Raw genomic sequence first — 25,792 nt, forward strand, 5'->3', positions numbered from 1 at the left:
TACCCTCCAGGTTTACATTACCTAGAAGGGATCCTCAGCAAAGTAGTACATCTTCTTTCCTTCGGTTTGAACGCTACAGACCTACTCGTAGTCGCAATCTGGACCACCCCATTCGTTCCCTACGGGGCCGCCGAAAGCGCCTTGTAATTTTCTCTGTTTACACCAGGCAACCGCAATTTCATCGAATACATCAGCCGGGATTTCAGCCATAAGCTTCCCGAAAGCTTCCCCGTCGGCATTGGTTGTATAGTTGACTCTGAAATCAACCGGGTTTGCTATCTCAATGATCGCGGGATTATCATTATTCTTCTCAAGCGTCATTTCCTGATATAAACCAAATCCTTGCTCACTCTGATAAACCCATTCTTTGGTGCTCATGTGTTGATACTCCAACTAATCGTTTCTATTAGTGTAACATCAATATTCACTCTTTTATTTTTACATATCGGCCAATAACTATAGGATTTTGAGCTCTCTTATGAGTACGACCAAACTCAACCATTAACAAGCAGCAAATAGCAGCAAAAGTAATTACCACATAGTGAGCATATTCAATAATGTCACCAGAGATAAGGAAATATTTTGATAAAATAGATTTATATAGTGAAAAACCAACGAGAGACACCCAACAAAAAAGAACAAATACTGCTACCCATTGGTTAACTTTTGAAACAGAAATACTCGCAGGACCAGTAACCCATTTGTCAAAGAACGGCATTGGCTTTGGCCTTTCAAGTAAGGTCTTATACAATGGACCAGTGATAGAATTTTCTAGTAGAACCATATGGTTTTCCCAGTTTTCCTGCCAATATTTGCTTCCTCTGCAAGACAGGAACCATGCAAATGTAAAAACAAATCCAATTGAAGCTACAACAAGCGATAAAAAATACTTACTCTCTACCTTAGTTATTTCAGAAGATAAAATTGAAAAGTACCCTGCGAAAGCAACCACAATCAATGCCCAAAAATAAGCAGCTCGTTTCCAATATAATTCAATTTCAAATTTTCGAATATCACACACCTGAGCAAAAGCAGCCTGCAATTTTCTGGAATCCGGATTACCAACATCAAACGTTTTATCATATTGTTTCTGATCCATACTTCTCCACCCAACATAAGACATGAGACGCACATGGTATGATGATATAAAAATGGCAGCAACCATGTCGATTACCGCCATTTCAGGATGATACTTTAATACTTAGTATGAATCTCTATTACTTAGTATGAAACTTTATTCCTCTCCTACATCAGCTCAGCATCATCGAAGCATGATTATTCGACTGTCACTGCTTTGGCAAGGTTACGTGGTTGATCAACATCTGTCCCTTTGATCAAGGCGACGTGATAAGACAATAACTGCATCGGAATCGTGTAATAGATCGGCGCAGTAATAGTACTAACAGGCGGCATAGTGATGATTTTCATCGTCGCATCTTCAGCAAAACCAGCGTCTTGATCGGCAAAGACATACAACAAACCACCACGCGCTCGCACTTCTTCGATGTTTGATTTGAGCTTTTCAAGTAAATCATTACTTGGAGCCACAACAACGACTGGCATATCAGCATCAATCAGTGCGAGTGGCCCATGTTTTAACTCACCTGCCGCATAAGCTTCTGCGTGGATGTAAGAGATTTCTTTGAGTTTTAATGACGCCTCAACGGCAATAGGGTAAAACTCACCACGGCCTAAAAATAGCGTGTGGTGTTTATCGGCAAACTCTTCAGCAATCGCTTCAATCTGTTTTTCACAGCCAAGGGCTTGCTCTATTTGTCTTGGTAAGGCATGCAACGCTTGAACAATTTCAGCTTCTAACGCGCGGTTTATGACTTGCTTTTGTTTGCCCAATGCGGTGACAAGCATGAGTAAAGCAGCGAGCTGAGTGGTAAAAGCTTTGGTTGATGCAACGCCAATTTCTGTTCCAGCACGAGTCATAAAAGCAAAATCAGACTCGCGAACTAAAGATGAACCCGCCACGTTACAAATCGTCATCGCCGCCATGTAGCCTTTCTCTTTCGCTAGGCGCAACGCTGCCAGTGTATCGGCGGTTTCGCCTGATTGAGATAAGGTGATTAATAGGCTATTGGGGCGAGTAACAAATTTACGGTAGCGAAATTCAGAGGCAATTTCCACATCACAGCTCACGCCGGATAAAGCTTCAAACCAGTAACGAGCCGTCATACCTGCGTTGTACGACGTGCCACAGGCGACAATTTGGATGTGTTCGACTTGCGCTAAAATTTCCGCGGCATTGACGCCAATACTCTCGGTGATGACGCTATCGTGAGTGATGCGCCCTTCCATCGTATTGATCAGTGCTGTGGGTTGCTCGAAAATTTCTTTTTGCATAAAGTGGCGAAACTTACCTTTATCACCAGCATCGTGTTCAGCGTTCGACTCAATCACTTCCCGCATTACCTGCTCGCCATTGGCAGCAAAAATATTCACCTCACGGCGAGTCACTTCAGCAACATCGCCCTCTTCAAGGAACATAAAACGGCGAGTCACATTGAGTAACGCCAATTGATCAGAAGCCAAGAAGTTTTCACCCACACCTAAACCAATCACAATTGGGCTGCCTGAGCGAGCGACGACAACTCGGCTAGGATCGGTGCAATCGAGCACGACGGTACCGTACGCGCCTTCCAGCTGTTTAACCGTTTTTTGTACCGCTTCAAGCAAAGTGCTTGCAGAGCGACGCTCCCACTCAACCAAATGAGCAATAACCTCGGTATCGGTTTGTGATTCAAAAACATAGCCACGGTCTTGTAATACGGTTCGCAGTGATGCGTGGTTTTCAATAATGCCATTATGGACCACGGTAATCGTGCCCGATAGATGTGGATGAGCATTAATTTCTGACGGTTCACCATGAGTCGCCCAACGAGTATGGGCAATGCCTGTACCGCCAATGACTTTTTGCTGCTCGACCGCATCCGCTAATTCTTGCACTTTTCCTAAGCGACGTACGCGAGTGAGCGTATTCTCACTATCCACCACCGCAACGCCGGCAGAATCATAGCCTCGATATTCCAAACGACGTAAACCTTCGACTAAAATTTCCGCCACATCACGCTGCGCAACCGCGCCAACAATTCCACACATCTTCACACTCCATTTATTTCGATCTTTTTTCCACCAGTAGATCGCCCGTTAACAGCCATATACTGATGAGTAGATAATCATGTTTACGCTCGAATCACTCGCACACGATGCGATTCAATTTGTTTGAGATAGGCGTCGCTGAGATCGCTGTCCGTCACTAAGACATCAATACAATCCCAAGCCAGCTCTAAGTTGGGGATTTTTCGGCCAATCTTTTCTGATTCAATCATCACGATCACTTCGCGTGATACTTCCGCCATCACTTTGCTTAATCCGGTTAACTCATTGAACGTAGTCGTGCCACGATCAAGATCAACACCATCAGCACCAATAAATAACTGATCAAAGTCGTAAGAACGCAACACAGATTCAGCAACCTGACCTTGGAAAGATTCAGAATGAGTATCCCAAGTGCCACCGGTCATCAGTAGTGTCGGCTCACTTTCTAGCTCATTGAGGGTATTGGCGACATGCAATGAGTTGGTCATAACCACTAAGCCACGTTTATCGTTCAATTGCTGGATCAGTGCTGCCGTGGTACTGCCACTATCAATCACAATTCGATTATGATCTCTGATCAGCTTAGCGGCTTGTTTGGCTAGCTCCATCTTTCGAACCGAAACTTTTTCATTCAATTCATCTGCCATCACTTCTTTTGGCAAAGCGATCGCGCCACCATAACGTCTAAGTAATAGACCATTGGTTTCTAATGAGGCAAGATCCTTTCTAATCGTGACCTCTGAGGTGGAAAACTGCTGAGAAAGTGCTTCGACACTTACCTCGCCTTGTTGATTGACTAAACTGGCGATCGCGTGTCTTCGTAGCTGGGTATTTCGTTTCGACATGAGGTTTGACTTTTTAAGTTTCGATTCGAAACCAATTATAATCACTTCGAAACATTTTAGTCTATTTATTTCGATACAAAAAATTAATAATTAGCGCTAAAACCTTGTTCTAAGACAAGTCTTAAATCGTGATATTGGCAGCATTAGGTGATAGAATTCGCATCCGAAAAGAAAAAAAATTACAGAACTTGACGTAAATTTTTAACCACAATGGCTATTTGTAGACGTTGTGGCTTTGTTTGTGAAATTTCACCTCAGATAAGCAGTCATAAAATGACTAAATCTGTTGAAAGACTTTCAGCTTTAGAGTGAAACAGACTCGTGAAACCTAAGAGGCAAACGGAGACGCTTGCCATTACCGAGAACACTTTAAGGTTAAGCATTACCCTTTAAATTCATCTTAAATTTATTTACCGGAGAGCACTTTCCATGAAAAAGACCAAAATCGTTTGTACGATTGGCCCTAAAACTGAATCTGTAGAAAAACTGACTGAGCTAGTCAATGCGGGCATGAACGTCATGCGTCTTAACTTCTCTCACGGTGACTTCGTTGAGCACGGCACTCGTATCGCCAACTTCCGCAAGGTAATGGAAAACACCGGTAAGCAACTAGCGATTCTATTGGATACTAAAGGTCCTGAAATTCGCACTATCAAACTAGAAAATGGTGATGATGTTGATCTCGTTGCTGGTCAAGAGTTCACGTTTACTACCGATACTTCAGTTGTCGGTAACAAAGACATCGTTGCTGTAACTTACGCAGGTTTTGCTAAAGATCTTGCCGCTGGTAACACTATTTTAGTCGATGACGGCCTGATCGAAATGAAAGTGATTGCCACCACTGAGACTGAAGTGAAATGTAAAGTCCTTAACAACGGCGCACTGGGCGAAAATAAAGGCGTTAACCTACCTAACGTTTCAGTTAACCTACCAGCGCTTTCTGAAAAAGATAAAGCTGACCTAAAATTTGGTTGTGAGCAAGGTGTTGATTTCGTTGCGGCTTCTTTCATTCGTAAGGCAGATGACGTACGTGAAATTCGCGAACTGCTGACTGCCAACGGCGGCGCAGATATCCAAATTATCTCTAAAATTGAAAACCAAGAAGGCGTGGATAACTTCGACGAAATTCTTGAGCTTTCTGACGGTATCATGGTTGCTCGTGGTGACCTAGGTGTTGAGATCCCTGCTGAAGAAGTTATCTTTGCGCAAAAGATGATGATTGAGAAATGTAACCGCGCACGTAAAGTGGTGATTACAGCAACGCAAATGCTAGATTCAATGATCAAAAACCCACGTCCAACGCGCGCAGAAGCGGGTGACGTTGCCAACGCAATCATGGACGGTACTGACGCAGTCATGCTTTCTGGTGAAACTGCTAAAGGGAAATACCCAGTTGAAGCCGTCACTATCATGGCGCAAATCGCTAACCGTACTGATGCAGCATTAAAAGCTGAGCTTGGCTCTCGTTTAGATAGCCCACGTCTACGTATTACTGAAGCCGTTTGTAAGGGCGCGGTGGATACTGCTGAGAAACTAGCAGCACCATTAATTGTTGTGGCAACTGAAGCAGGTAAATCTGCACGTTCAGTACGTAAATATTTCCCAACCGCTAACATTATTGCGGTAACAACCAACAAGAAAACGGCCGCTCAACTCGTACTGAGCAAAGGCGTCACTCCTGTCGTGGTTGATGCGATTGAAAGCACTGATGATTTTTACCGTCTAGGAAAAGAGATTGCTCTAGAATCTGGCTTAGGTAAGAAAGGCGACATCGCGGTGATGGTTTCAGGTGCATTAGTTGCATCAGGTACAACCAATACCGCTTCTGTTCACGTTCTATAATCGTTGCTCGATACCGAGAAAGTGATCAACTAAACGCAAAACGGGGCTGAAATGCCCCGTTTTTTTATCTCGCTAATACCGACACCAAGATTATCTTAACCGATGATTAGCTCTCCTGACTTAAAACAGTCGACACCTGATTGCGCCCCGATTTTTTCGACTCATACAGAGCGATATCGGCGCACTTATAGGAACGTGTCGCATCAAGGGTTAAGTCAGTAATGCCAGCACTGACGGTCACGGATAAATGCGGTTCGGCTTCCACCGCCCCTCTTAATCGCTCAATAATCTGCTGCGCTTGCTCAATGCGGGTCGAGGGCATAATAACCGCGAACTCTTCACCACCAATTCGTGCGATAAAGTCATAACTGCGAAGATGTTGAGTCAGTAAACGCGCCACATCGATGATCACTCGATCACCTTGATCGTGACCTTGTTCATCATTAACACGCTTAAAGAAATCAATATCTAATAACACCAAACAGACAGGATAAGCATTGCCCTCAGCTTGAATACGCTCCACCTGATGAGTAAGCTCTAATTCAAACTTACGTCGATTCCATAGCTGCGTCAGGCTATCTTTCTCACTTAATTCACGCAGCTTATTCTCTAATAGTTTGCGCTCAGAGATATCAACAATTGAAGTAATATAATAACTTACTCGCCCAGCCTCGATAATTCCTTGAATACGTATCAACGTAGTCAACATATCACCTTGCGCAGTAGCGAACTCGACTTCCCCTTGCCAATAATGATCGCTGGTAATTCGCTCTAAGACACTTAATATAAATGGCATGCCGTTATGATAAAGCAAGGTTTTCAGTCCGTTACGGCCGATCGCCCACGCTTTTGGTAACCCCGTCATACGTTCGAATTCATTATTAACCATCATGATTTGATGATGTTTATCGGCGATCATCACCGCGGTCATACCATTTAGTGCTGCGCGTGCAAGCTTACTTTCTATATCGCGTCGATGGTAATGCAACACCATCGATAAGGTCGGTAAAGTAAAAAGCATCACCATGAGCAATACAAATAACCCTTCTTTGATTAGGTCATTTAAATCACGTTCGGCGCGCTGTGCTAATTCTTCCGGAGTTAAATGGACCATCAAATACATCGCTTGATCATCGGTTAATGAAATAGATGCAAAGGCAATTAAATGTCCCTGTTCAAGCTGATATCCCGTATTTGCGGTCTGCATACGTTGCCACGTCAGCGGAAAACGTTGTGCGAGATTATCGTCCAGTATAAAAGGCTTCATTAACGCGTGTTGTGATAACTTATGACTCAAGACAACCCCTTGGTCGGTGACGATTTCGGGTTGTAAATCGCGTTGTAAGCTATAACTGACTCGCTCGGCTAAACGCCAAAGATTAATATCCATCATGATATAGCCGTAACGCAACCCAAACACTTTAACGGGTGTGATGAGCTGCATCGATGGCATCGGATCGGGAGTATTCCATCCCCAAATCCCCACTTGCTCGTCACTGAGCAGCTCAGCAAGTGCAAGTCGTTCACTACTGAGTTGATTGTCCAGTGCATGACTGATCACTTTGCTCGACTCTGTAGCCGAGTACATCACCCCGACATTGGCTTGGCCTTCATTATCAAAAAAGACGATTGAGTTATACCATTTTTGATAATGAGCAACGGACGCAAAAGCCTCTTCGAGTAGACGCTGATTGTTCGGCTCAGGCGAGAAGGCATAGTCACAAGTCGTCTGACTATGACTGAGTAGATGAATGATAGAGAAAAGCTGATCTTGAATATTGGCGTACTCTCTCACACCATAAGAGAGTTGATGAAGCGCTTGCTGAGCGGCGTGATTAATATGATTTTGCTTAATATTTTGATAACGCTGAGCATAATAGAAAACGATGATTGAGGTGGTCAGAGCACAGGCAATGAGAAGAAAAGCAATCGTTCTAGAAAATCTCATAACCCTAATTTTATACACTCAGTCGTTTTAGAATGCGCATTATAACAGCATTTTCTTATTGCTGAACAAAAAACTAGCGAATGTCAATCAAGCGCACCACTGCAATCGGGTGCGCTTGAGGCAAAATTTAATGGGTCAATTTATAAATCACATCGACTCGATCACGGATAACAATGGTTGAATCTTGATAGCTCTGACTCACTTCTGCGCTATCGGCCATACTAACTGAACGCATCATCACCGGCTGAGGGGTGATTGAACTGTATTCAATACGCCATACAGGCCCCAACTTGCTTTGAAAACCAGCCGCTAATGAATTGGCTTTTTGTTTGGCATCTTCAATCGCTGCCATTCTCGCTTGCTGTTGGTATTTGGCTTGTTCACTGACTTTTAGCTGAACGTTATCGACCTGATTAATACCCAAAGCCAACGCTAAGTCTAAGTACTGATTCAAAGCACTGAGTTTTTCCACATCAACGGTGACACTTCTCTGCGCTCGATAGCCAACTAACTCAGGCTGTCCAGACTTTGGATAATGATACTGGGGAGTGAGATACAAATTTGAACTGGAGATATCTTCACTTTTTACGCCAGATTGCTTAAGACTATCGACAAAGTCCGCGACCACTTTATCTACCGTTGCTTTCGCTTGCTCAGCATTCATCGTGGTTTCAACTACCTTAACGGAAAACTGTGCTCTATCTGGTTGAGCAATCACTTCACCATAGCCGGAAGTCACGATATGAGGAAAGTTCATTTGCTGAGCTTGCACACTCACCGCCGTAAGACTGCATAAAACCATAAGCCATTGACGTAGCCATTTCATATTACTCATCCTTTATATGTTGGGAAAACACTGTGATACCTAAATTAACTTAAGTCACTGGACCATCATAAGCCAATATAGAACGATTCACTTGGTATTGCTGATAAACTGACACAGTTTTAACGTATTTATACAAGCATACTTACTGTGGCAAATGTGCCCGAGCATAATCAACAATGCCTGTTGATAACTGAGCTAAAATTCCCGTTTCTAATAGCCAATGATGCCAATAGATCACATTGGTTACGGTTTGCCCAGGCGTCACCTCAACCAGCTCGCCTTTTGCCAACTCATCCTCAATTTGTAAACGTGGAATTAAGCAATAAGCCAATCCTGCTTTTGCAAGGGCAACGAAAGCCTCTGAACTGCCGACTTTATGATTAATTCGCATCTCACTTTGCACAGCGAAATGTTGCTTTAAAAATTGTTTATGCTGGCTATCTTGCATATCAAATGACACCGATGGAGCATGGAGCAGAGTTTGTGCATTCACACCATTCGAAAAATAGCGCGTCATAAAGCTGGGGCTAGCGACACATAAGTAATCCATTTTGCCCAAGTATTCTGCTCGACAACCCGGTAACGGTTGATCATCTAAACTGATCGCTCCCACGACTTCGCCATTCTTCATTTTTTCTATCGAACGAGATTCATCAAGAATAGAGAATTGAAAAGCGACGTTTTCTTTACTCATGATCGGCCGTAAAGCAGGAATAACCCAACTGGCTAAACTGTCAGCATTAGTAGCAATTGATAAGGTGACCGGACGTGCTGAGGTATCATTTAATAACTCTGGCATGGTTTCTTGCTCAAGCAGAAGAACCCGCCGATACAACCCAAGCAATTTTTTGCCTATTAGGGTCGGCTTAGGGGGAGCACTACGCACCAGTGCTGGCTGCGCAATAAATTTCTCTAGTTGTTTGATACGCTGAGAAACAGCGGACTGAGAAATGAATAACTTTTCAGCCGCACGCTCAAAACTGCCATATTGTAAAACCGCATCCAGTGCTTCTATCCATTTGTAATCTAAGCCACGCATTCTTGTCTGTCCTACAGAAAATAAGCCAAACTTATTTTATATTAAAATCATTAATTATACTAATCAAATAACTCTGGGTATCTTGCGACCATTATTTGGCATTCTATTAATGAGACAACTGTGAACTTCTGGATTTTGCTACAAGGCTTCGGACTCGGGGCAACGATGATTATTCCCATCGGAGCACAAAACGCTTACGTTTTAAATCAAGGCATTAAACGTCATCACCACCTAACTACGGCAACCATCTGTAGTGTGTTAGATGTTATCTTTATCTCCTTGGGAATATTTGGTGGCGGCGCATTACTGTCACAAAATGAAAGCTTATTGATTGCAGTTACTTTAGGTGGAATCGCCTTTTTAACTGGTTATGGCTTGTTAGCATTAAAAAGTGCTTTTAAACCGTCGCGACAACAAGAATCATCTTCTGAGATCACGGCGCGAGGTAAACGAACCGTAATTCTTGGAGCATTAGCGGTCACGGTACTTAACCCACATCTATACTTAGATACGGTAGTGATTTTAGGATCGATTGGCGGTCAATTTGAAGGCCATGACAGGATTTCATTTGCCTTAGGAACGATGATCGCTTCCTTTGTGTGGTTTTATTCATTATCGATAGGCGCAGCCAAATTAGGGCCAACCTTATCCAAACCCGCCGTCAAAAAAGGCATCGATCTGGTGATCGCGGCAATGATGTTTACCATTGCTTTTCTATTGGCGAATAACCTTCAGCAATATTGGAACTAAAATAAAAACGGAGGCCAACACCTCCGTTTTTATTTTCTACTGTTCATCAATTTACTCAGCTCAACCAATAACGTCCGTTAGCTGATTTTATTCAAATGAACATCCATTTGTGGGAATGGAATTTCAATACCATTTTCATCGAGCGCTTCTTTAATCTTGTGGGTTAGTTCCCAATAAACGGGCCAGTAATCTGCACTCTCCACCCAAGGGCGAACGATAAAATTAATCGATGATTCACCAAGTTGATGTACTTCAACTCGAACAGCAGGATCTTTTAATACCCGAGGATCGCGCTCAACCACATCACGCAGTACCTGCTTGGTTTTATTCAGATCCGATTTATAAGATACGCCAATCAGTAAATCAACACGACGTGTAGCATGGCGTGAATAATTGACAATTGCGCCATTCACTACCGCTGAGTTAGGTAATACCACCATTTTGTTATCGGGTGTTTTTAAAATTGTCTGAAAAATATGGATAGAATCAACCGATCCAGCGGTTCCAGCCACTTCAATATAGTCACCGGATTTAAACGGACGGAAAGCAACGATTAACACTCCAGCAGCAAAGTTGGATAGCGAACCTTGCAGCGCTAAACCCACCGCTAAACCCGCCGCACCGATAATGGCCACAACGGACGCGGTTTGAACGCCAATACGACTTAATGCGGCAACCAATACAATAATGAATAGTGTGTAACGTACGATGCCTTGGATAAAATCGACAACCGCCTTATCCATCTCTTTTTTCATCAACACGTTTGCTACACTACCTGCAATCGTTTTAACAATCAGGTTACCAATAAACAAAATCAAAATGGCGGAAATAATATTCACACCGTATTGAATCAATAAATCTGAGTTATTGGTTAGCCAATTATTGACCTGATGTAAGCTTTCAACACCAGGAACTTCAAGTCCCACTGACTCATTCGCCATCTTGTATATCCTCTACAATCAATGATATCGATATTCTTTTGGTTTGATGTATACAAAGGAGTGACAACTGCTCTATGTAATATCTCCACACAAAGTATACTTATTTAAATCTCAGCAAACATAAGATTATTCTTTAAACTAGCAGATCTATTTCCTAATCACTAGCTATAAAAAAAGCCGCCCCAACAAGGGCGGCTAATGACTAACTAAACACTAATTACAGTACGTTAACGGCGTTAAGGTCTGCAAAAGCTTTCTCAAGACGAGCCACCATTGAAGTTTGGCCTGCACGTAGCCATACACGTGGATCGTAGTATTTTTTGTTTGGTGCAGCTTCACCAGTTGGGTTACCGATTTGGCCTTGTAGGTAATCGTGGTTTTCCGCTTCGTATTTACGGATACCATCCCATGTTGCCCACTGAGTATCAGTATCGATGTTCATTTTGATAACACCGTAGCTGATCGATTCTTTGATTTCTGCTTCAGACGAACCAGAACCACCGTGGAATACGAAGTTGAGAGAGTTCGCTGGAAGGCCAAATTTCTCAGAAACGTACGCTTGAGAATCACGTAGAATGGTTGGAGTTAATACCACGTTGCCCGCTTGGTAAACACCGTGAACGTTACCGAAAGAAGCAGCGATGGTGAAACGATGGCTGACTGCGCTGAGTTTTTCATAAGCGTAAGCCACGTCTTCTGGAGAAGTGTACAGCTCAGATGAATCCATATGAGAGTTATCAACGCCGTCTTCTTCACCGCCAGTACAACCAAGTTCGATTTCGATGGTCATACCCATTTTCGCCATACGCTCTAGGTATTTCGCACACGTTTCAACGTTTTCTTCTAGAGACTCTTCAGAAAGATCTAGCATGTGAGAAGAGAACAGAGGCTTACCTGTTTGAGCAAAGAACTCTTCGCCAGCATCAAGTAGACCATCGATCCAAGGCAGTAATTTCTTCGCAGCGTGGTCAGTGTGTAGAATCACTGGCACACCGTAAGTTTCAGCAACAGCGTGAACGTATTTTGCACCAGCCACGGCACCAAGGATTTGGGCACCTTGGCCTTCAAGTTTAACGCCTTTACCAACAAAGAAAGCAGCGCCACCGTTAGAGAACTGCACCACTACCGGTGCTTTCACTTTGGCCGCGGCTTCTAGTACTGCGTTGATAGAGTCAGTATTGACAACGTTAACAGCAGGTAGAGCAAAGTTATGCTCTTTCGCTACAGCAAATACTTTCTGTACGTCATCACCAGAAATCACACCAGGTTTTACGAAATCGAAGATCTTAGACATGGATTTGATCCTATTTTTTCTGTCGTTTAAAAATAAAACAGTTAAGTTTACATTCTTGCAAACGTTTGCTCACAACTGGCGCTATTCTAGCAGAATAAATACCCTCGTGCAGCAAACAAGAAAGCGGGAGTTACCCCCCGCTCTCATCGTCGTTATGCTTTCGCGCGTGCTTCTAGCATTTCTACTGCTGGTAATACTTTACCTTCCACAAACTCAAGGAAAGCACCGCCACCGGTTGAAATATAAGACACGTCAGCTTTGATACCAAACTTATCAATCGCCGCTAGCGTGTCACCGCCACCCGCTACTGAGAAGCCAGCCGATTTGGCGATCGCTTCAGAGATACCTTTGGTACCTGCTTCGAAGTTTTTGAACTCAAATACGCCGACTGGGCCATTCCACAAAATGGTTTTCGCGTTAGCAATGATTTCAGCCAATGCTGCGGTTGAATCTGGACCTAAGTCGAAAATCATGTCGTCATCTTGTACTTCAGACACATGTTTAATTTCTGCTGCGGCGTTTTCATCAAACGCTTTCGCACAAGCGACATCAGTCGCTACTGGAATAGAGCACTCTTTCATCAACTTCTGTGCAGTTCCAATCAGGTCCGCTTCGTATAGTGATTTACCCACATTGTGGCCTGCTGCCGCGATAAAGGTATTGGCAATACCACCACCCACCACTAATTGGTCGGCGATTTTAGAAAGGGATTCTAGTACAGTCAGCTTAGTCGATACTTTCGAGCCACCAACGATAGCTACTAATGGACGCTCTGGGTTATCCATCGCTTTACCCAATGCTTCAAGTTCTGCCGCCAATAGTGGGCCAGCACAAGCGATCGGTGCGAACATACCAACGCCATGCGTAGAAGCTTGAGCACGGTGCGCCGTACCAAATGCATCCATAACAAACACGTCACATAGAGCCGCGTATTTTTTCGATAATTCTTCTTCGTTTTTCTTTTCGCCCTTGTTAAAGCGAACGTTTTCAAGAACCACCAACTCGCCAGCGTTCAATTCCAAACCATCAAGATAATCTTTAGCAAGCTTAACGTCGCACTCAAGTGCGTCTTTTAAGTAGTTAACGACAGGAAGTAGAGAGAACTCTTCTGAGTATTCGCCTTCAGTAGGACGACCAAGGTGAGAAGTCACCATTACTTTAGCGCCAGCGGCTAAGCAGTGCTGAATCGTTGGTAAAGACGCAAGAATACGTGCATCCGAAGTCACTTTGCCATCTTTCACTGGTACGTTTAGGTCAGCACGAATAAATACGCGTTTACCTGCTAAATCCAGGTCAGTCATCTTGATTACAGACATGGTTTGTCCTCTCAAATATTGATAAATAAAGTTTTTTGGAAACCCGGCAACCCTGCCGAGCCTAATAATTCTTCAAACTGGTTATTGATATGGAGACCGTCACGATGTATTTCAAGCTCAATACCCGATGGTTCTCCATCATCCTGCTCCTACTCGGATGCTTGCATTGCGAGCGCCGTATCCAGCATGCGGTTCGCAAAGCCCCATTCGTTATCGCACCAAACGAGCATTTTCACCAGCTGCCCGTTGCTGACCCTTGTTTGTGAACCATCAACAATGGCACTGTGAGGATCATGGTTAAAATCGATGGATACCAATGGAGCTTCAGTATAGTCAACAATGCCATCTAATGTACACCGAGATGCGTGTATGATGGTTTGATTTACGTCATTAACTTTCACATTTGTATTTAATGTGACACTTAAATCCATCGCTGTGACATTAACTGTCGGTACACGCACTGAAATTGCCTCAAATTTGTTAGAAAATTTCGGAAAAATTCTTTCAATGCCTTTGTGTAATTTCGTATCAACGGGAATGATCGATTGGCTAGCAGAACGTGTGCGACGTAAATCGGTATGATAGGCATCAATAACGGGCTGATCATTCATCGCCGAATGAATGGTGGTGATGGTACCGGAATCAATACCAAAAGCCTCATCCAAAACTTTTATTATCGGCACAATGCAGTTGGTGGTACAAGAGCCATTTGACACCACGCGGTGCTCAGCAGTCAGCGTTTGATGGTTAACACCATAAATGATGGTGTTATCGAGATCATGACTCCCGGGATGGGAAAAGAGCACTTTCTTAGCACCCGCAGTAATATGGGCTAGGCCATCGGCTTTTGAGCCATAGACTCCGGTACAATCGAGAACAATATCAACCCCAAGATCACGCCAAGGCAGCAGTTTGATTTCGCTAAGATGAAGAATCCGAATCGAATCATAGACACTGGCCTCATGATGAACATAGATATGCTCTTGATCATTAGTAATTTTTTTACCAAATCGGCCATGACTCGTATCGTATTGTAGAAGGTGAGCCATCGCATCGGGTAATGCCAGCTCATTCACCGCCACGACTTTGATTTGCTGATTTTTTCCACTCTCATATATCGCGCGCAAAACATTGCGCCCGATACGCCCAAACCCATTGATCGCGACTTTAAGCATCATTCCATCGTCTTAATTGTTTTCGAGAGGAGGATAGTAACTGATAGCCTTTAAGAGCAACACCCCAACTCATCCATCGTCGATAAAAAAGGCTCACTAAATAAAGTGAGCCCAGTATAACGCTTTTAGAAACTGATATCCGCCCCTATCCAATAGCTGCGTCCATCCAGTACTTTGCCATGTTTATCTTGTGAAATATCGGTATCGGTTAGGTTATAGATACCAAACAGTAAACGTGTCTCTTTGTTGACTTGGTAATTGCCACCAATATCTAAGGTTTGGTAAGCATCGTATTTATCCCCAACAGCTCCGCCTCTGACAATTGCGTATTCGCTGCCTTTGTATTTCGCATGTGTCCAAAACGTGAGTTGCTCACTGGCATCCCAATCTAAGTTGATGGATGCTTGATGGCGTGGAGTTCGACTTAATGGATCACCACGATTCGCCCCACTGCGCTGCTCTGAGTCCGTAAACGTATAATTGGCTGATAGAGCGAGTTGTTCCATGACTGGAACTTTAAAACTGGTTTCTATCCCTTGAATCCGTGCTTTATCGACATTTTCTCGTTGCTGAATAAAATCATGCTGACTACCTGAAGGTGACACACATCCTCCACCGTTACTGGCATCATCACATAGAGTGGTTATCAACACTTTATCTTTAAAATCGGTATTAAATATACTGAGTGATGCCTGAAACCCTGTTGGTAGCTGATAAAAGACCGCAATTTCTTGGTTCAACGTTTTTTCAGGTTTGAGATCGGGGTTGCCTAAAATCACCCCATTACGACGCCCACCACCCGTCACTTGTCCCCAATCGCTAGAGACTTCACGTAACCCTGGAGCACTGAAGCCATTAGTCACGCCACCTTTGACCGTCCAGTGATCATTCAATTGCCAAACAGCATAAGCACGGGGAGTAATTTCGTTGCCATAATGCTGATCGCGATTAAAACGTGCCCCAAGCGTTAAGGCAAAGTCTTGTGTCATTTGCCACTCATCTTCAATGAAAAAGGCACCGCGCCAACGTTCTAATAAATTAACGTTAGGATTGTATTTATTACCTGCATCATCCAACGATTCGTTAAAGTATTGTCCACCAACAGTCACAAAATGATCGTCAAATGCACGTTGTAAACTAGCGTCAACCACTTGGTTGGTGATCGTCATTTGACGGCTTTCATTGTCCGTTTTTTCGTGACTGTAGCTCAATTGGCTGGTTGCAAACTCCCAACGTCCTTCGTGGGAAAGGGCATAATATGAACGTTCATAATCCCCTTGTGATGGACGTTCGGCACTTTTTTTAGAACTGTCCCGCTTTTGACGACTTTGATTAATATCGATGCGAATATCTTGTGTATCGGTCGGGGTGAGATCAAAACGGACATTGGCACTGTTCATCTCTTGTTCAGGGTAATAACCGATTTTGTCATCTTCAGCACGTCGAGAAACAGAACCAGAAAGCTGAACACCGAGTAAACCATCAATCAGAGGACCCGCGATAGTTGCACTGGCTTGCTGGCTATCACCAGCATAACCACGATCGCGCAGTTGGCTTTCTAGACGGAGTGAACCATTCCAAGTATCAGACACTTTTTTAGTGATAATATTAATCACCCCTCCCATTGCATCAGAACCATACAACGAAGACATTGGGCCACGTACGACCTCTATTCTTTCTATCATATTGAGTGGTGGGATCCAGCCTTGCTCGATGCCTGGTCCATCGCTGTTGGGGCGTGTCTGACGACTACCTTGTCTTTTTCCATCGACTAAAATCAGCGTATATTTAGCATCTAAACCACGAATACTAATGTCTTGACTTGCACCGCCACCAGAAATATAAATGCCCGGGACCGAGCGCAACGCATCGGTTAAATCTCTAAATGAGCCCTTGGCCATATCTTCAGCACTGATCACTGTGATACTGGCCGGCGCATTTCTCACCACCTGCTCAAAACCTGACGCGGTCACGACCAGTGTTTCATCAACTTGACGCTCTTGCTGAGCACTCACTGGTACCGATGCAAATAGACCAAACGCTACGGCAAAAGCGACGCGGGTTGGATTTAATCTAGACATTCACCACTCCATAAATGATAATGATTATTAATTTCGAAGTGGAATTATTCACAATTTGAATCATTGAGATAGACAGACAGATGGAATAGTCAGTCCCATATATGGAACAACAAGAGTATTGAATAACGAGGTCACTGTTATCATGCATGATTTAAGTGCCATCAAAGCCTTCCATGCACTCTGTCAGCATAAAAGCTTGACCGCTGCCGCTAAAGCGCTTGAGCAACCGAAATCGACACTAAGCCGACGACTTGCCATGTTGGAAAGTGATTTAGGGCAAGCGCTGATCACTCGCCAAGGTAACCGGCTCACCTTGACTAAAGCTGGACAAGTGTTTGCCGTTTATAGCGAGCAATTAGTTGAATTGGCATCAAAAGGTATTGAAGCTCTTCAAGAGCTGAACAATCAAATTAGTGGTCATTTGACGTTAGTCGTTCATCCTAACTTGGTTCGAGGTTGGATAAGTCACGTACTCGATGGATTTATGCTAGCTCATCCCGAAGTGACCATCCGAGTACACAGCCATTACGTAGCCGAAAATAGCTTATTAGAACCTGATTTGATGATTTGGATCGGGACCATCTCTCATTCAGGGTGGCGACGAGAGCTTCTCGGCAATTGGCATTATTCACCGTATGCCTCTCCAAGTTATTTAGCCACTTATCCCAAGCCTAATCATCCTGAGCAGCTGATAAATCATACTTGGATAGATTTTATTGCCTGTCGCCAAGAAGGGCTAACCTTAACTCATCCGACTCAAGGAGATTGGGTATTACCAGCACTAAAAAGTCGTTTACAAAGTGATAGCTTAGCGATGCAAGCCGATGCGATAGCGAAAGGAAGAGGTATTGGTTTATTACCAACATGGTTTGCAGAAGGTTTTGAACGCGCTCATCCGGGGAGCCTTGCTGCTTGCTTACCTGAGTGGCTATCTCCACCTAGTGAGGTAGCTTGTTACTATCCAGCGGGGCGTCACCCTTTACGGTTACGCTTATTTATCGATGCCTTGCGTCAAGCTTGCCCTCATGATTGGAAAACCGCCTAGTCGAAGATAGAAAAAAGCCCAGCCAATATAAGCTGGGCTTCAACGATTAGGCCAGCAATTCGTTGGCGGTTTTCACCACATTTTCAGTCGTAAAACCAAACATCTTGAATAACTGATCCGCTGGTGCAGATTCACCAAAGGTCGTCATACCGATGATCTTGCCGCCAAAACCAACGTATTTGTACCAGAAATCCGCAATGCCTGCTTCAATTGCAATACGCTTAGTGACGTCGGCAGGTAATACCGCTTCACGGTAAGCCGCATCTTGCTTATCAAAGGCATCGGTTGATGGCATTGAAACCACACGAACTTGCTTACCTTGTGCTTCAAGTTCAGCCGCTGCCTTCACCGCTAGCTCCACTTCAGAACCCGTTGCAATCAGAATAAGCTCAGGTTTGCCTGCGCAATCTTTAAGGATATAACCACCTTTAGCGATATCAGCCACTTGCTCTGCCGTGCGAGGCTGCTGCGCGAGGTTTTGACGCGAGAAGATCAGCGCCGATGGCCCATCTTTACGTTCAATCGCCAGTTTCCAGGCTACTGCGGATTCGACTTGGTCACAGGGACGCCATGTGCTCATATTCGGAGTTAAACGCAGTGAAGCGATTTGCTCAACCGGTTGGTGAGTCGGACCATCTTCACCCAAACCAATCGAGTCATGAGTGTAAACCTGAATGTTTTGGATCTTCATCAGCGCCGCCATACGCATTGCGTTACGCGCGTATTCCATAAACATTAAGAAGGTCGCGCCGTAAGGGACAAAGCCACCGTGCAATGCGATACCGTTCATAATGGCGGTCATACCAAATTCGCGTACGCCGTAATGGATATAGTTGCCAGAGAAATCTTCAGCAGTGAGTGATTTTGAGCCAGACCACATGGTCAGGTTTGATGGAGCTAGGTCTGCAGAGCCGCCCATAAATTCTGGTAATAATTTACCGAACGCTTCAAGAGCATTTTGCGACGCTTTACGTGACGCAATGTTGGCCGGGTTCGCTTGCAGATTGGCGATAATTTCGCTGGTGGCTGCTTCCCAATTCGCTGGCAATTCGCCTGCTACGCGGCGTTTGTATTCAGCTGCTTCAGCTGGGTACTCAGCGGCATAAGCGGCGAATTTCTCATCCCAAGCCGCTTCTTTAGCTTGGCCCGCTTCTTTTGCATCCCACTGAGCGTAAATATCAGCCGGAATTTCAAATGGACCGTGCTCCCAACCAAGGAATTCACGAGCTGCTTTAATCTCATCGTGGCCTAATGGTGCGCCGTGGCAATCATGAGAACCCGCTTTATTGGGTGAGCCAAAACCAATGATGGTTTTAGTACAAATCAACGTCGGGCGAGAGGTTTCTGCTTTGGCCGCTTCAATCGCCGCGTTGATCGCGTCTGCATCGTGACCATCAACCGCTGGGATCACATGCCAACCGTAAGCTTCAAAACGTTTTGGTGTGTCGTCTGAGAACCAGCCTTCAACGTGGCCGTCAATCGAGATGCCGTTGTCATCCCAGAACGCAATCAGCTTGCCAAGACCCAATGTACCCGCCAGTGAACAGGCTTCGTGCGAGATACCTTCCATCAAACAGCCGTCGCCCATAAACACATAAGTAAAGTGATCAACGATGTCGTGGCCGGGTTTATTGAACTGCGCCGCAAGCGCTTTCTCGGCAATTGCCATCCCTACCGCGTTAGTAATGCCTTGGCCTAATGGACCCGTCGTTGTTTCAATACCTGGCGCGTAACCGTATTCTGGATGACCTGGGGTTTTTGAATGCAACTGACGAAAGTTTTTCAGATCATCAATCGATAACTCATAACCACTTAGATGTAACAGTGAATAAATCAACATTGAGCCATGACCGTTCGACAAAACAAAACGGTCACGATCAGCCCATTGTGGATTTTGTGGGTTGTGATTGAGATGTGAGCGCCACAGCACTTCAGCGATATCCGCCATGCCCATTGGGGCTCCCGGATGTCCAGAGTTAGCTTGTTGAACACCATCCATGCTTAACGCACGGATTGCGTTAGCCAGTTGTTTACGCGAAGACATATCAGCTCCTAAAAAGCGATGAAATAAAAAGCGATCCCCAATTGACAGATGAGCGATAAGTGTTTTCGTCCCTATCAATAGCAACCCTGCTCTGGATAGAAGGAAAACCAAGTCACTGACCGCGACAACTTAAAGTGGGAAGGGTATAGAAAAAGTGTTCAATATTGTCGCAAAGCCCCTTGGCCTCTGCAAACCTTTTACTGCCTCTTGGGCTGATTTTTGTAATCGGTTACATAAATTTTCATCGTAATTATAAAAACATCACAAAATCAAGCAAACGTTTGGCCATGAGATAAACTAAAAAAGAGCTTGTAATTTGAGCATTGAAAACTAGAATAGACGTCTAGATGTAGAAACGCCTACATATTGAACAATTTTGCCGACGCGTTTATCGAATAACGGGTCGCTACTCATATGAAAATTGGAGCTATCATGGCTAAACATTTGTTTACTTCTGAATCTGTATCAGAAGGTCATCCTGATAAAATTGCCGACCAAATCTCTGACGCGGTTCTTGATGCCATTTTAGAACAAGACCCAAAAGCCCGTGTTGCCTGTGAAACCTATGTTAAAACAGGCATGGTGATGGTTGGTGGTGAAGTGACCACTTCAGCTTGGGTTGATATTGAAGAATTGACTCGCCAAACGGTACGTGAAATTGGTTATGTTAACTCTGAGATGGGCTTTGATGCCAACTCGTGTGCGGTACTCAATACCATTGGTAAACAGTCGCCAGATATCAACCAAGGCGTTGATAAAGCCGATCCTAAAGATCAAGGCGCTGGTGACCAAGGCATTATGTTTGGTTACGCTTGTAACGAAACCGAAGTCCTGATGCCCGCACCCATTACCTATGCACACCGTTTAATGCAGCGTCAAGCTGAAGTGCGTAAAAATGGTAGCCTAGCTTGGTTGCGTCCGGATGCAAAATCTCAGGTCACTTTCCAATATGACCAAGGTAAGATCGTTGGTATTGATGCTGTGGTACTGTCTACTCAGCATTGTGATTCCGTCTCTACCGCGGATCTGCGCGAAGGAGTGATGGAAGAAATTATCAAGCCAGTGTTACCTGCTGAATGGCTAACCAAAGACACCAAATACTTCATTAACCCAACTGGTCGTTTCGTGATTGGTGGTCCAATGGGTGACTGTGGCTTAACGGGTCGTAAAATTATCGTCGATACCTACGGCGGCGCAGCACGTCATGGTGGTGGTGCTTTCTCTGGTAAAGATCCATCAAAAGTTGACCGCTCTGCTGCTTATGCAGCGCGCTATGTTGCTAAAAACATTGTGGCTGCTGGCCTTGCTGATCGCTGTGAAATCCAACTGTCTTACGCCATTGGTGTCGCTGATCCAACGTCTATCATGGTGGAAACTTTCGGTAGCGAAAAAGTATCACACGATATTATTATTGCAGCCGTACGCCAGTTCTTCGATTTACGCCCATATGGCTTACAAGAAATGCTCAGCTTACTACAGCCTATCTACAAGAAGACTGCCGCGTATGGTCATTTTGGCCGTGAAGAGTTTCCTTGGGAAGCTACTGATAAAGCCGCACTATTGCGTGACTTTGCGGGTTTAAAATAGTCATTGATAGCCGAAATGGCTTACTCTCTAAAGAGTAGTAAGCCATAATTGGATAAACCTCAGATCCGTCTGAGGTTTTTTATTGGAGGTCCTTTGATCGATTTTGAATTGCATGACCGTGCCCTGCAGCAAATACAACGCTGTATTGAGCTTGCTTCAGAATACTTTAATATCCCTTTCTCCCTACCGAGCCTTAGCCTAAAGCTACGCGGCAAAACCGCAGGTAAAGCCTATTTACAACGCTGGGAAATTCGCTTAAATCCGATTTTATTGGCTGAAAATCCGCAAGCTTTTATCGATGAAGTGATCCCCCATGAAATAGCTCACCTGATCACTTATCAACGCTATGGGCGAGTACGTCCTCACGGTCGTGAATGGCAATCCGTTATGTCACAGGTGTTTAATCTGCCCCCCAGAACCACCCACAGCTTCGATGTAGGCTCTGTACAGGGAAAAACGTTTACTTATCGCTGCGCGTGTCAAGTGCACTCATTATCCATTCGTCGTCATAACAAGGTGTTACGTCAACAAAGTCTGTATCACTGTCGTCAATGCCAACAGCCATTAATTTTTATCGAACCAACGACCAACTCTTAACTTAGTCATCAATAGGCAAGTTGTTTTTTGAGTGCTAGACTGTGAAAAATCATACTTATCTCAGTCTTTTGCCATGTTTTATTTACGTTTGCTGTCCGTTTTAGGTTTATTTCTTTTTACCACCAATAGCCTCGCTGCTGCCCCGGCTTCTTTTGCTCAAGCGAAACGAATAGCGGTTAAACTTTACCAAGATCATCCCATCAGCTTCTATTGTGGCTGTGAGATCAGTTGGCAAGGCCAGCGAGGTATTCCTGATCTTGAAAGCTGTGGCTATGAAATTCGTAAACAAGCCACACGCGCCAATCGAATTGAATGGGATCACGTGGTTCCTGCTTGGCAGTTTGGTCATCAGTTACAATGTTGGCAAGAAGGCGGACGCAAACACTGTGCACGCCACGATGAGCAATTTCGCCAAATGGAGGCCGATTTACACAACCTCACTCCCGCGATTGGTGAAGTGAATGGCGATCGCTCTAACTTCAATTTTAGTCAATGGAATGGGATTGATGGCGCGACGTATGGCCGTTGTGAAATGCAAATTAACTTTGCTCAGCGTAAAGCGATGCCACCAGAAAGAGCACGAGGTGCAATCGCAAGAACTTACTTATACATGAGCCAACACTATGGCTTTAAGCTCTCCAAACAACAAGCTCAACTGATGCAAGTTTGGGATAATCAATACCCATCTGATGAATGGGAATGTGAACGCAACCGACGCATTACCGCCATTCAAGGTCATCCCAACCCATTTGTTGCCACACAATGCTCTGATTAAGTGTTCCTTTCCAGACTAACAAAACGATGCTCACTCACCTAGACCAGAAAACCGTTGAAGAAAAGCAATTTATCTTCAACCCAATGATCAGGTGAGCTATCATCAACTTATCGCTGTTCATCAACAATAGCACTGGATCAATACCGATACTCTCATCACTTGAAGTCATTCGTCCAAGGCCACATATCACCTCAGTGTCCTCATCAGACTTTAACTCAATTAGACAGTATCACTTTATCGTCAATTACTAGGAACTTGGCATGCGTATTCCTCGAATTTATCATCCCTCCCCTATCCACCAATTGGGCACGCTTGCCCTCAGTGACGACGCCGCCAATCATATCGGTAAAGTCCTGCGTATGCAGCCCGGTCAATCGGTGACGTTGTTTGATGGGAGTGATGCTGAATTTCCTGCGGTGATCAGTGAGATCAGCAAAAAACAGCTGACCGTTGACATTCAGCAACGCATTGAAAAAAGCATTGAATCGCCGCTCAATTTACATCTTGGGCAAGTCATTTCTCGCGGTGATAAAATGGAGTTTACTATTCAAAAATCGGTCGAACTTGGTGTCAATACGATCACGCCTTTGTTATCAGAGCGCTGCGGAGTAAAACTGGACCCGAAACGCTTTGAGAAAAAGCTCCAGCAATGGCAAAAAATCGCGATTGCCGCTTGTGAACAATGTGGCCGCAATATCGTTCCAGTTATCCGTCCAGTGATGGAATTAGAAGCTTGGTGCGCAGAGCCTAGCGAGGCACTGAAACTTAACTTACACCCTCGTGCATCTTATTCCATCAATACCTTACCTGAGCCGGTGAACAAAGTCCGTTTATTGATAGGCCCAGAAGGTGGCCTATCTGAGCAAGAAATTGCCATGACCGAACAATACCACTTTGCAGAAACATTGCTCGGTCCTCGCGTACTGCGCACCGAAACCGCAGCACTGACTGCTATTACAGCGCTACAAGTTCGTTTCGGCGATCTTGGCTAACTCGGAGAAATTCAATGATTAAACTTGGCATCGTGATGGATCCCATTTCATCAATTAATATTAAAAAAGATTCCAGCTTTGCCATGATGCTTGAAGCACAGCGTCGTGGTTATCAAATTCATTATATGGAAATGGCTGATCTGCACTTAGAACAAGGTGTGGCCATGGCGGATACTAAAGTGGTCAGCGTCAAAGAAGATCCTGCGGCTTGGTATCAATTTCAGTCTGAACAAACCATTCGTCTCGCGGATCTTGATGCCGTATTGATGCGCAAAGATCCCCCTTTTGATACCGAGTATATTTACGCAACCTATATTCTAGAAAGAGCAGAAGAAGAAGGAACCTTAATCGTTAACAAACCGCAAAGCCTGCGTGATTGTAATGAAAAATTATTTACTGCTTGGTTCCCTGAGTTAACTCCTATCACTATGGTGACTCGTAAAGCGGAAAAAATTAAAGCCTTTCGCGAGCAACACGGCGATGTGATTTTAAAACCGCTCGATGGTATGGGTGGCTCATCAATTTTTCGCATTAAACAAGGCGACCCTAACGTGTCGGTGATCATCGAAACGCTGACCAATCACGGACAAACCTACTGCATGGCACAAACGTTTGTCCCCGATATCAGTAACGGTGACAAACGGATCCTAGTCGTCGATGGTGAGCCAATGCCCTACTGCTTAGCACGTATTCCTGCTCAAGGTGAGACCCGTGGTAACTTAGCGGCTGGAGGAAGGGGAGAAGCTCGACCACTGAGTGAAACCGATAAAGCGATTGCGTTAGCCGTGGCACCAACATTAAAAGAAAAAGGCTTGATCTTTGTCGGTCTTGATGTGATTGGTGATAAACTCACCGAAATCAATGTCACTAGCCCAACCTGTATTCGTGAAATCGAAGCCGCTTTTGATATCTCGATTACTGGCAAGCTGATGGACGCGATTGAACGTCGTATTAAGGCCTTATCTATGTAGGAGCTTAACGCTCCTCAATACCAAAGGATTGAAGATTAGATGAATCTGACTAATCATTTTCTCGTTGCCATGCCCAGTATGCAAGATCCTTACTTCAAACGCAGCGTGATCTACGTCTGTGAACACAATGAAGAGGGTGCAATGGGGCTAATGATCAATGCTCCGATCGATATTACGGTCAGCGGAATGCTAAAACAGGTGGAGATAGAACCCGCTTATCCGCACTCTCGCGAGCAAAGCCTAAAGAAACCGGTCTTTAACGGTGGGCCGATTTCCGAAGATCGCGGATTCGTCTTGCATCGAATGAAAGATCATTATGAGTCGACGATGAAGATGACCGACGATATTGCCGTGACCACTTCGAAAGATATTCTCTGTGTGCTTGGTACGGAGGCAGAACCGAATGGTTATATTGTTGCATTAGGTTACTCTGGCTGGTCTCCAGGCCAATTAGAACAAGAGTTAACCGAAAACTCTTGGCTAACCATAGAAGCGGATGCCGATTTAATCTTTGATACGCCAGTTCATGAAAAATGGCAAAAAGCGATTCAAAAATTAGGCATTAATCCCGCCCAGCTGGCTCATCAATCAGGTCATGCCTAACTTAACCTTTAAG

Annotated in this window: 22 protein-coding genes; 9 read left to right on the forward strand and 13 right to left on the reverse strand. The window is 44.5% G+C overall.

Features of this window, described 5'->3' with window-relative positions:
* Positions 1-81 precede the first annotated feature (81 nt).
* The 4 genes from AACS00_RS00635 to AACS00_RS00650 form a co-directional block, all read right to left on the reverse strand.
* Positions 82-378, reverse strand: coding sequence for a hypothetical protein (locus AACS00_RS00635; protein ID WP_110168163.1), 297 nt, complete (start codon positions 376-378; stop codon positions 82-84).
* A gap of 46 nt (positions 379-424) precedes the next feature.
* Entirely contained in the window at positions 425-1,099 is a 675-nt protein-coding gene (locus tag AACS00_RS00640) for a RipA family octameric membrane protein (RefSeq protein ID WP_219968437.1), read from the reverse strand.
* A 176-nt stretch (positions 1,100-1,275) separates the two neighbouring features.
* Entirely contained in the window at positions 1,276-3,108 is a 1,833-nt protein-coding gene (gene glmS / locus AACS00_RS00645) for a glutamine--fructose-6-phosphate transaminase (isomerizing) (RefSeq protein WP_110168164.1), read from the reverse strand.
* Between the two features lie 83 nt (positions 3,109-3,191).
* Positions 3,192-3,953, reverse strand: coding sequence for a DeoR/GlpR family DNA-binding transcription regulator (locus AACS00_RS00650; protein ID WP_110168165.1), 762 nt, complete (start codon positions 3,951-3,953; stop codon positions 3,192-3,194).
* Between the two features lie 429 nt (positions 3,954-4,382).
* On the opposite strand from AACS00_RS00650, the gene pykF reads away from it, so the two are divergent.
* Positions 4,383-5,795, forward strand: a complete 1,413-nt coding sequence (pykF, locus tag AACS00_RS00655; RefSeq protein ID WP_072668992.1) for a pyruvate kinase PykF — start codon at positions 4,383-4,385, stop codon at positions 5,793-5,795.
* A gap of 106 nt (positions 5,796-5,901) precedes the next feature.
* Here the strand turns inward: pykF and AACS00_RS00660 are convergent, their stop codons facing one another.
* From AACS00_RS00660 to AACS00_RS00670, 3 genes are all read right to left on the reverse strand, one after another.
* Positions 5,902-7,743 (reverse strand): sensor domain-containing diguanylate cyclase, encoded by a 1,842-nt coding sequence (locus AACS00_RS00660; protein ID WP_110168166.1) that lies wholly within the window; start codon positions 7,741-7,743, stop codon positions 5,902-5,904.
* Positions 7,744-7,870: 127 nt separating this feature from the next.
* A complete protein-coding gene (locus AACS00_RS00665; RefSeq protein WP_072668994.1) occupies positions 7,871-8,569 on the reverse strand; it encodes an oxidative stress defense protein in 699 nt (232 codons plus the stop codon).
* A 142-nt stretch (positions 8,570-8,711) separates the two neighbouring features.
* Entirely contained in the window at positions 8,712-9,608 is an 897-nt protein-coding gene (locus tag AACS00_RS00670; RefSeq protein WP_110168167.1) for a LysR family transcriptional regulator ArgP, read from the reverse strand.
* 120 nt (positions 9,609-9,728) lie between these two features.
* Here AACS00_RS00670 and AACS00_RS00675 point away from each other — a divergent pair, with 120 nt between their 5' ends.
* Positions 9,729-10,358, forward strand: coding sequence for a LysE/ArgO family amino acid transporter (locus tag AACS00_RS00675; RefSeq protein ID WP_110168168.1), 630 nt, complete (start codon positions 9,729-9,731; stop codon positions 10,356-10,358).
* 77 nt (positions 10,359-10,435) lie between these two features.
* Here AACS00_RS00675 and mscS read toward each other — a convergent pair whose 3' ends face one another.
* From mscS to AACS00_RS00700, 5 genes are all read right to left on the reverse strand, one after another.
* Positions 10,436-11,299, reverse strand: coding sequence for a small-conductance mechanosensitive channel MscS (gene mscS / locus AACS00_RS00680; RefSeq protein ID WP_110168169.1), 864 nt, complete (start codon positions 11,297-11,299; stop codon positions 10,436-10,438).
* A 217-nt stretch (positions 11,300-11,516) separates the two neighbouring features.
* The gene (gene fbaA, locus AACS00_RS00685; protein WP_072668997.1) at positions 11,517-12,593 is read right to left on the reverse strand and encodes a class II fructose-bisphosphate aldolase; all 1,077 of its coding nucleotides are present in this window, start codon (positions 12,591-12,593) and stop codon (positions 11,517-11,519) included.
* Between the two features lie 152 nt (positions 12,594-12,745).
* On the reverse strand, positions 12,746-13,909 hold the full coding sequence (locus tag AACS00_RS00690) for a phosphoglycerate kinase (protein WP_072668998.1): 1,164 nt from the start codon (positions 13,907-13,909) through the stop codon (positions 12,746-12,748).
* A gap of 149 nt (positions 13,910-14,058) precedes the next feature.
* Positions 14,059-15,084, reverse strand: coding sequence for an erythrose-4-phosphate dehydrogenase (gene epd, locus AACS00_RS00695; protein ID WP_072669068.1), 1,026 nt, complete (start codon positions 15,082-15,084; stop codon positions 14,059-14,061).
* A 125-nt stretch (positions 15,085-15,209) separates the two neighbouring features.
* A complete protein-coding gene (locus AACS00_RS00700) occupies positions 15,210-17,165 on the reverse strand; it encodes a TonB-dependent receptor domain-containing protein (RefSeq protein ID WP_110168170.1) in 1,956 nt (651 codons plus the stop codon).
* Positions 17,166-17,307: 142 nt separating this feature from the next.
* Between AACS00_RS00700 and AACS00_RS00705 the strand changes: the two genes are divergently transcribed.
* The gene (locus AACS00_RS00705; RefSeq protein WP_110168171.1) at positions 17,308-18,210 is read left to right on the forward strand and encodes a LysR family transcriptional regulator; all 903 of its coding nucleotides are present in this window, start codon (positions 17,308-17,310) and stop codon (positions 18,208-18,210) included.
* 46 nt (positions 18,211-18,256) lie between these two features.
* On the opposite strand, the gene tkt is transcribed toward AACS00_RS00705, so the two are convergent.
* On the reverse strand, positions 18,257-20,254 hold the full coding sequence (tkt, locus tag AACS00_RS00710) for a transketolase (RefSeq protein ID WP_110168172.1): 1,998 nt from the start codon (positions 20,252-20,254) through the stop codon (positions 18,257-18,259).
* Between the two features lie 432 nt (positions 20,255-20,686).
* Between tkt and metK the strand changes: the two genes are divergently transcribed.
* From metK to AACS00_RS00740, 6 genes are all read left to right on the forward strand, one after another.
* Positions 20,687-21,841 (forward strand): methionine adenosyltransferase, encoded by a 1,155-nt coding sequence (gene metK, locus AACS00_RS00715; protein WP_110168173.1) that lies wholly within the window; start codon positions 20,687-20,689, stop codon positions 21,839-21,841.
* 93 nt (positions 21,842-21,934) lie between these two features.
* Positions 21,935-22,438, forward strand: coding sequence for a SprT family zinc-dependent metalloprotease (locus tag AACS00_RS00720; protein ID WP_110168208.1), 504 nt, complete (start codon positions 21,935-21,937; stop codon positions 22,436-22,438).
* A 73-nt stretch (positions 22,439-22,511) separates the two neighbouring features.
* Entirely contained in the window at positions 22,512-23,213 is a 702-nt protein-coding gene (locus AACS00_RS00725; RefSeq protein WP_110168174.1) for an endonuclease, read from the forward strand.
* A gap of 260 nt (positions 23,214-23,473) precedes the next feature.
* Entirely contained in the window at positions 23,474-24,205 is a 732-nt protein-coding gene (rsmE, locus tag AACS00_RS00730; protein ID WP_110168175.1) for a 16S rRNA (uracil(1498)-N(3))-methyltransferase, read from the forward strand.
* Between the two features lie 14 nt (positions 24,206-24,219).
* Positions 24,220-25,176, forward strand: coding sequence for a glutathione synthase (gshB, locus tag AACS00_RS00735; RefSeq protein WP_072669005.1), 957 nt, complete (start codon positions 24,220-24,222; stop codon positions 25,174-25,176).
* Between the two features lie 39 nt (positions 25,177-25,215).
* Positions 25,216-25,779 (forward strand): YqgE/AlgH family protein, encoded by a 564-nt coding sequence (locus tag AACS00_RS00740; RefSeq protein ID WP_110168176.1) that lies wholly within the window; start codon positions 25,216-25,218, stop codon positions 25,777-25,779.
* Positions 25,780-25,792: the final 13 nt, after the last annotated feature.

It is taken from the genome of Vibrio sp. 11986-1-5 (genome assembly GCF_963878025.1).
Classification (GTDB): domain Bacteria; phylum Pseudomonadota; class Gammaproteobacteria; order Enterobacterales; family Vibrionaceae; genus Vibrio; species Vibrio injensis.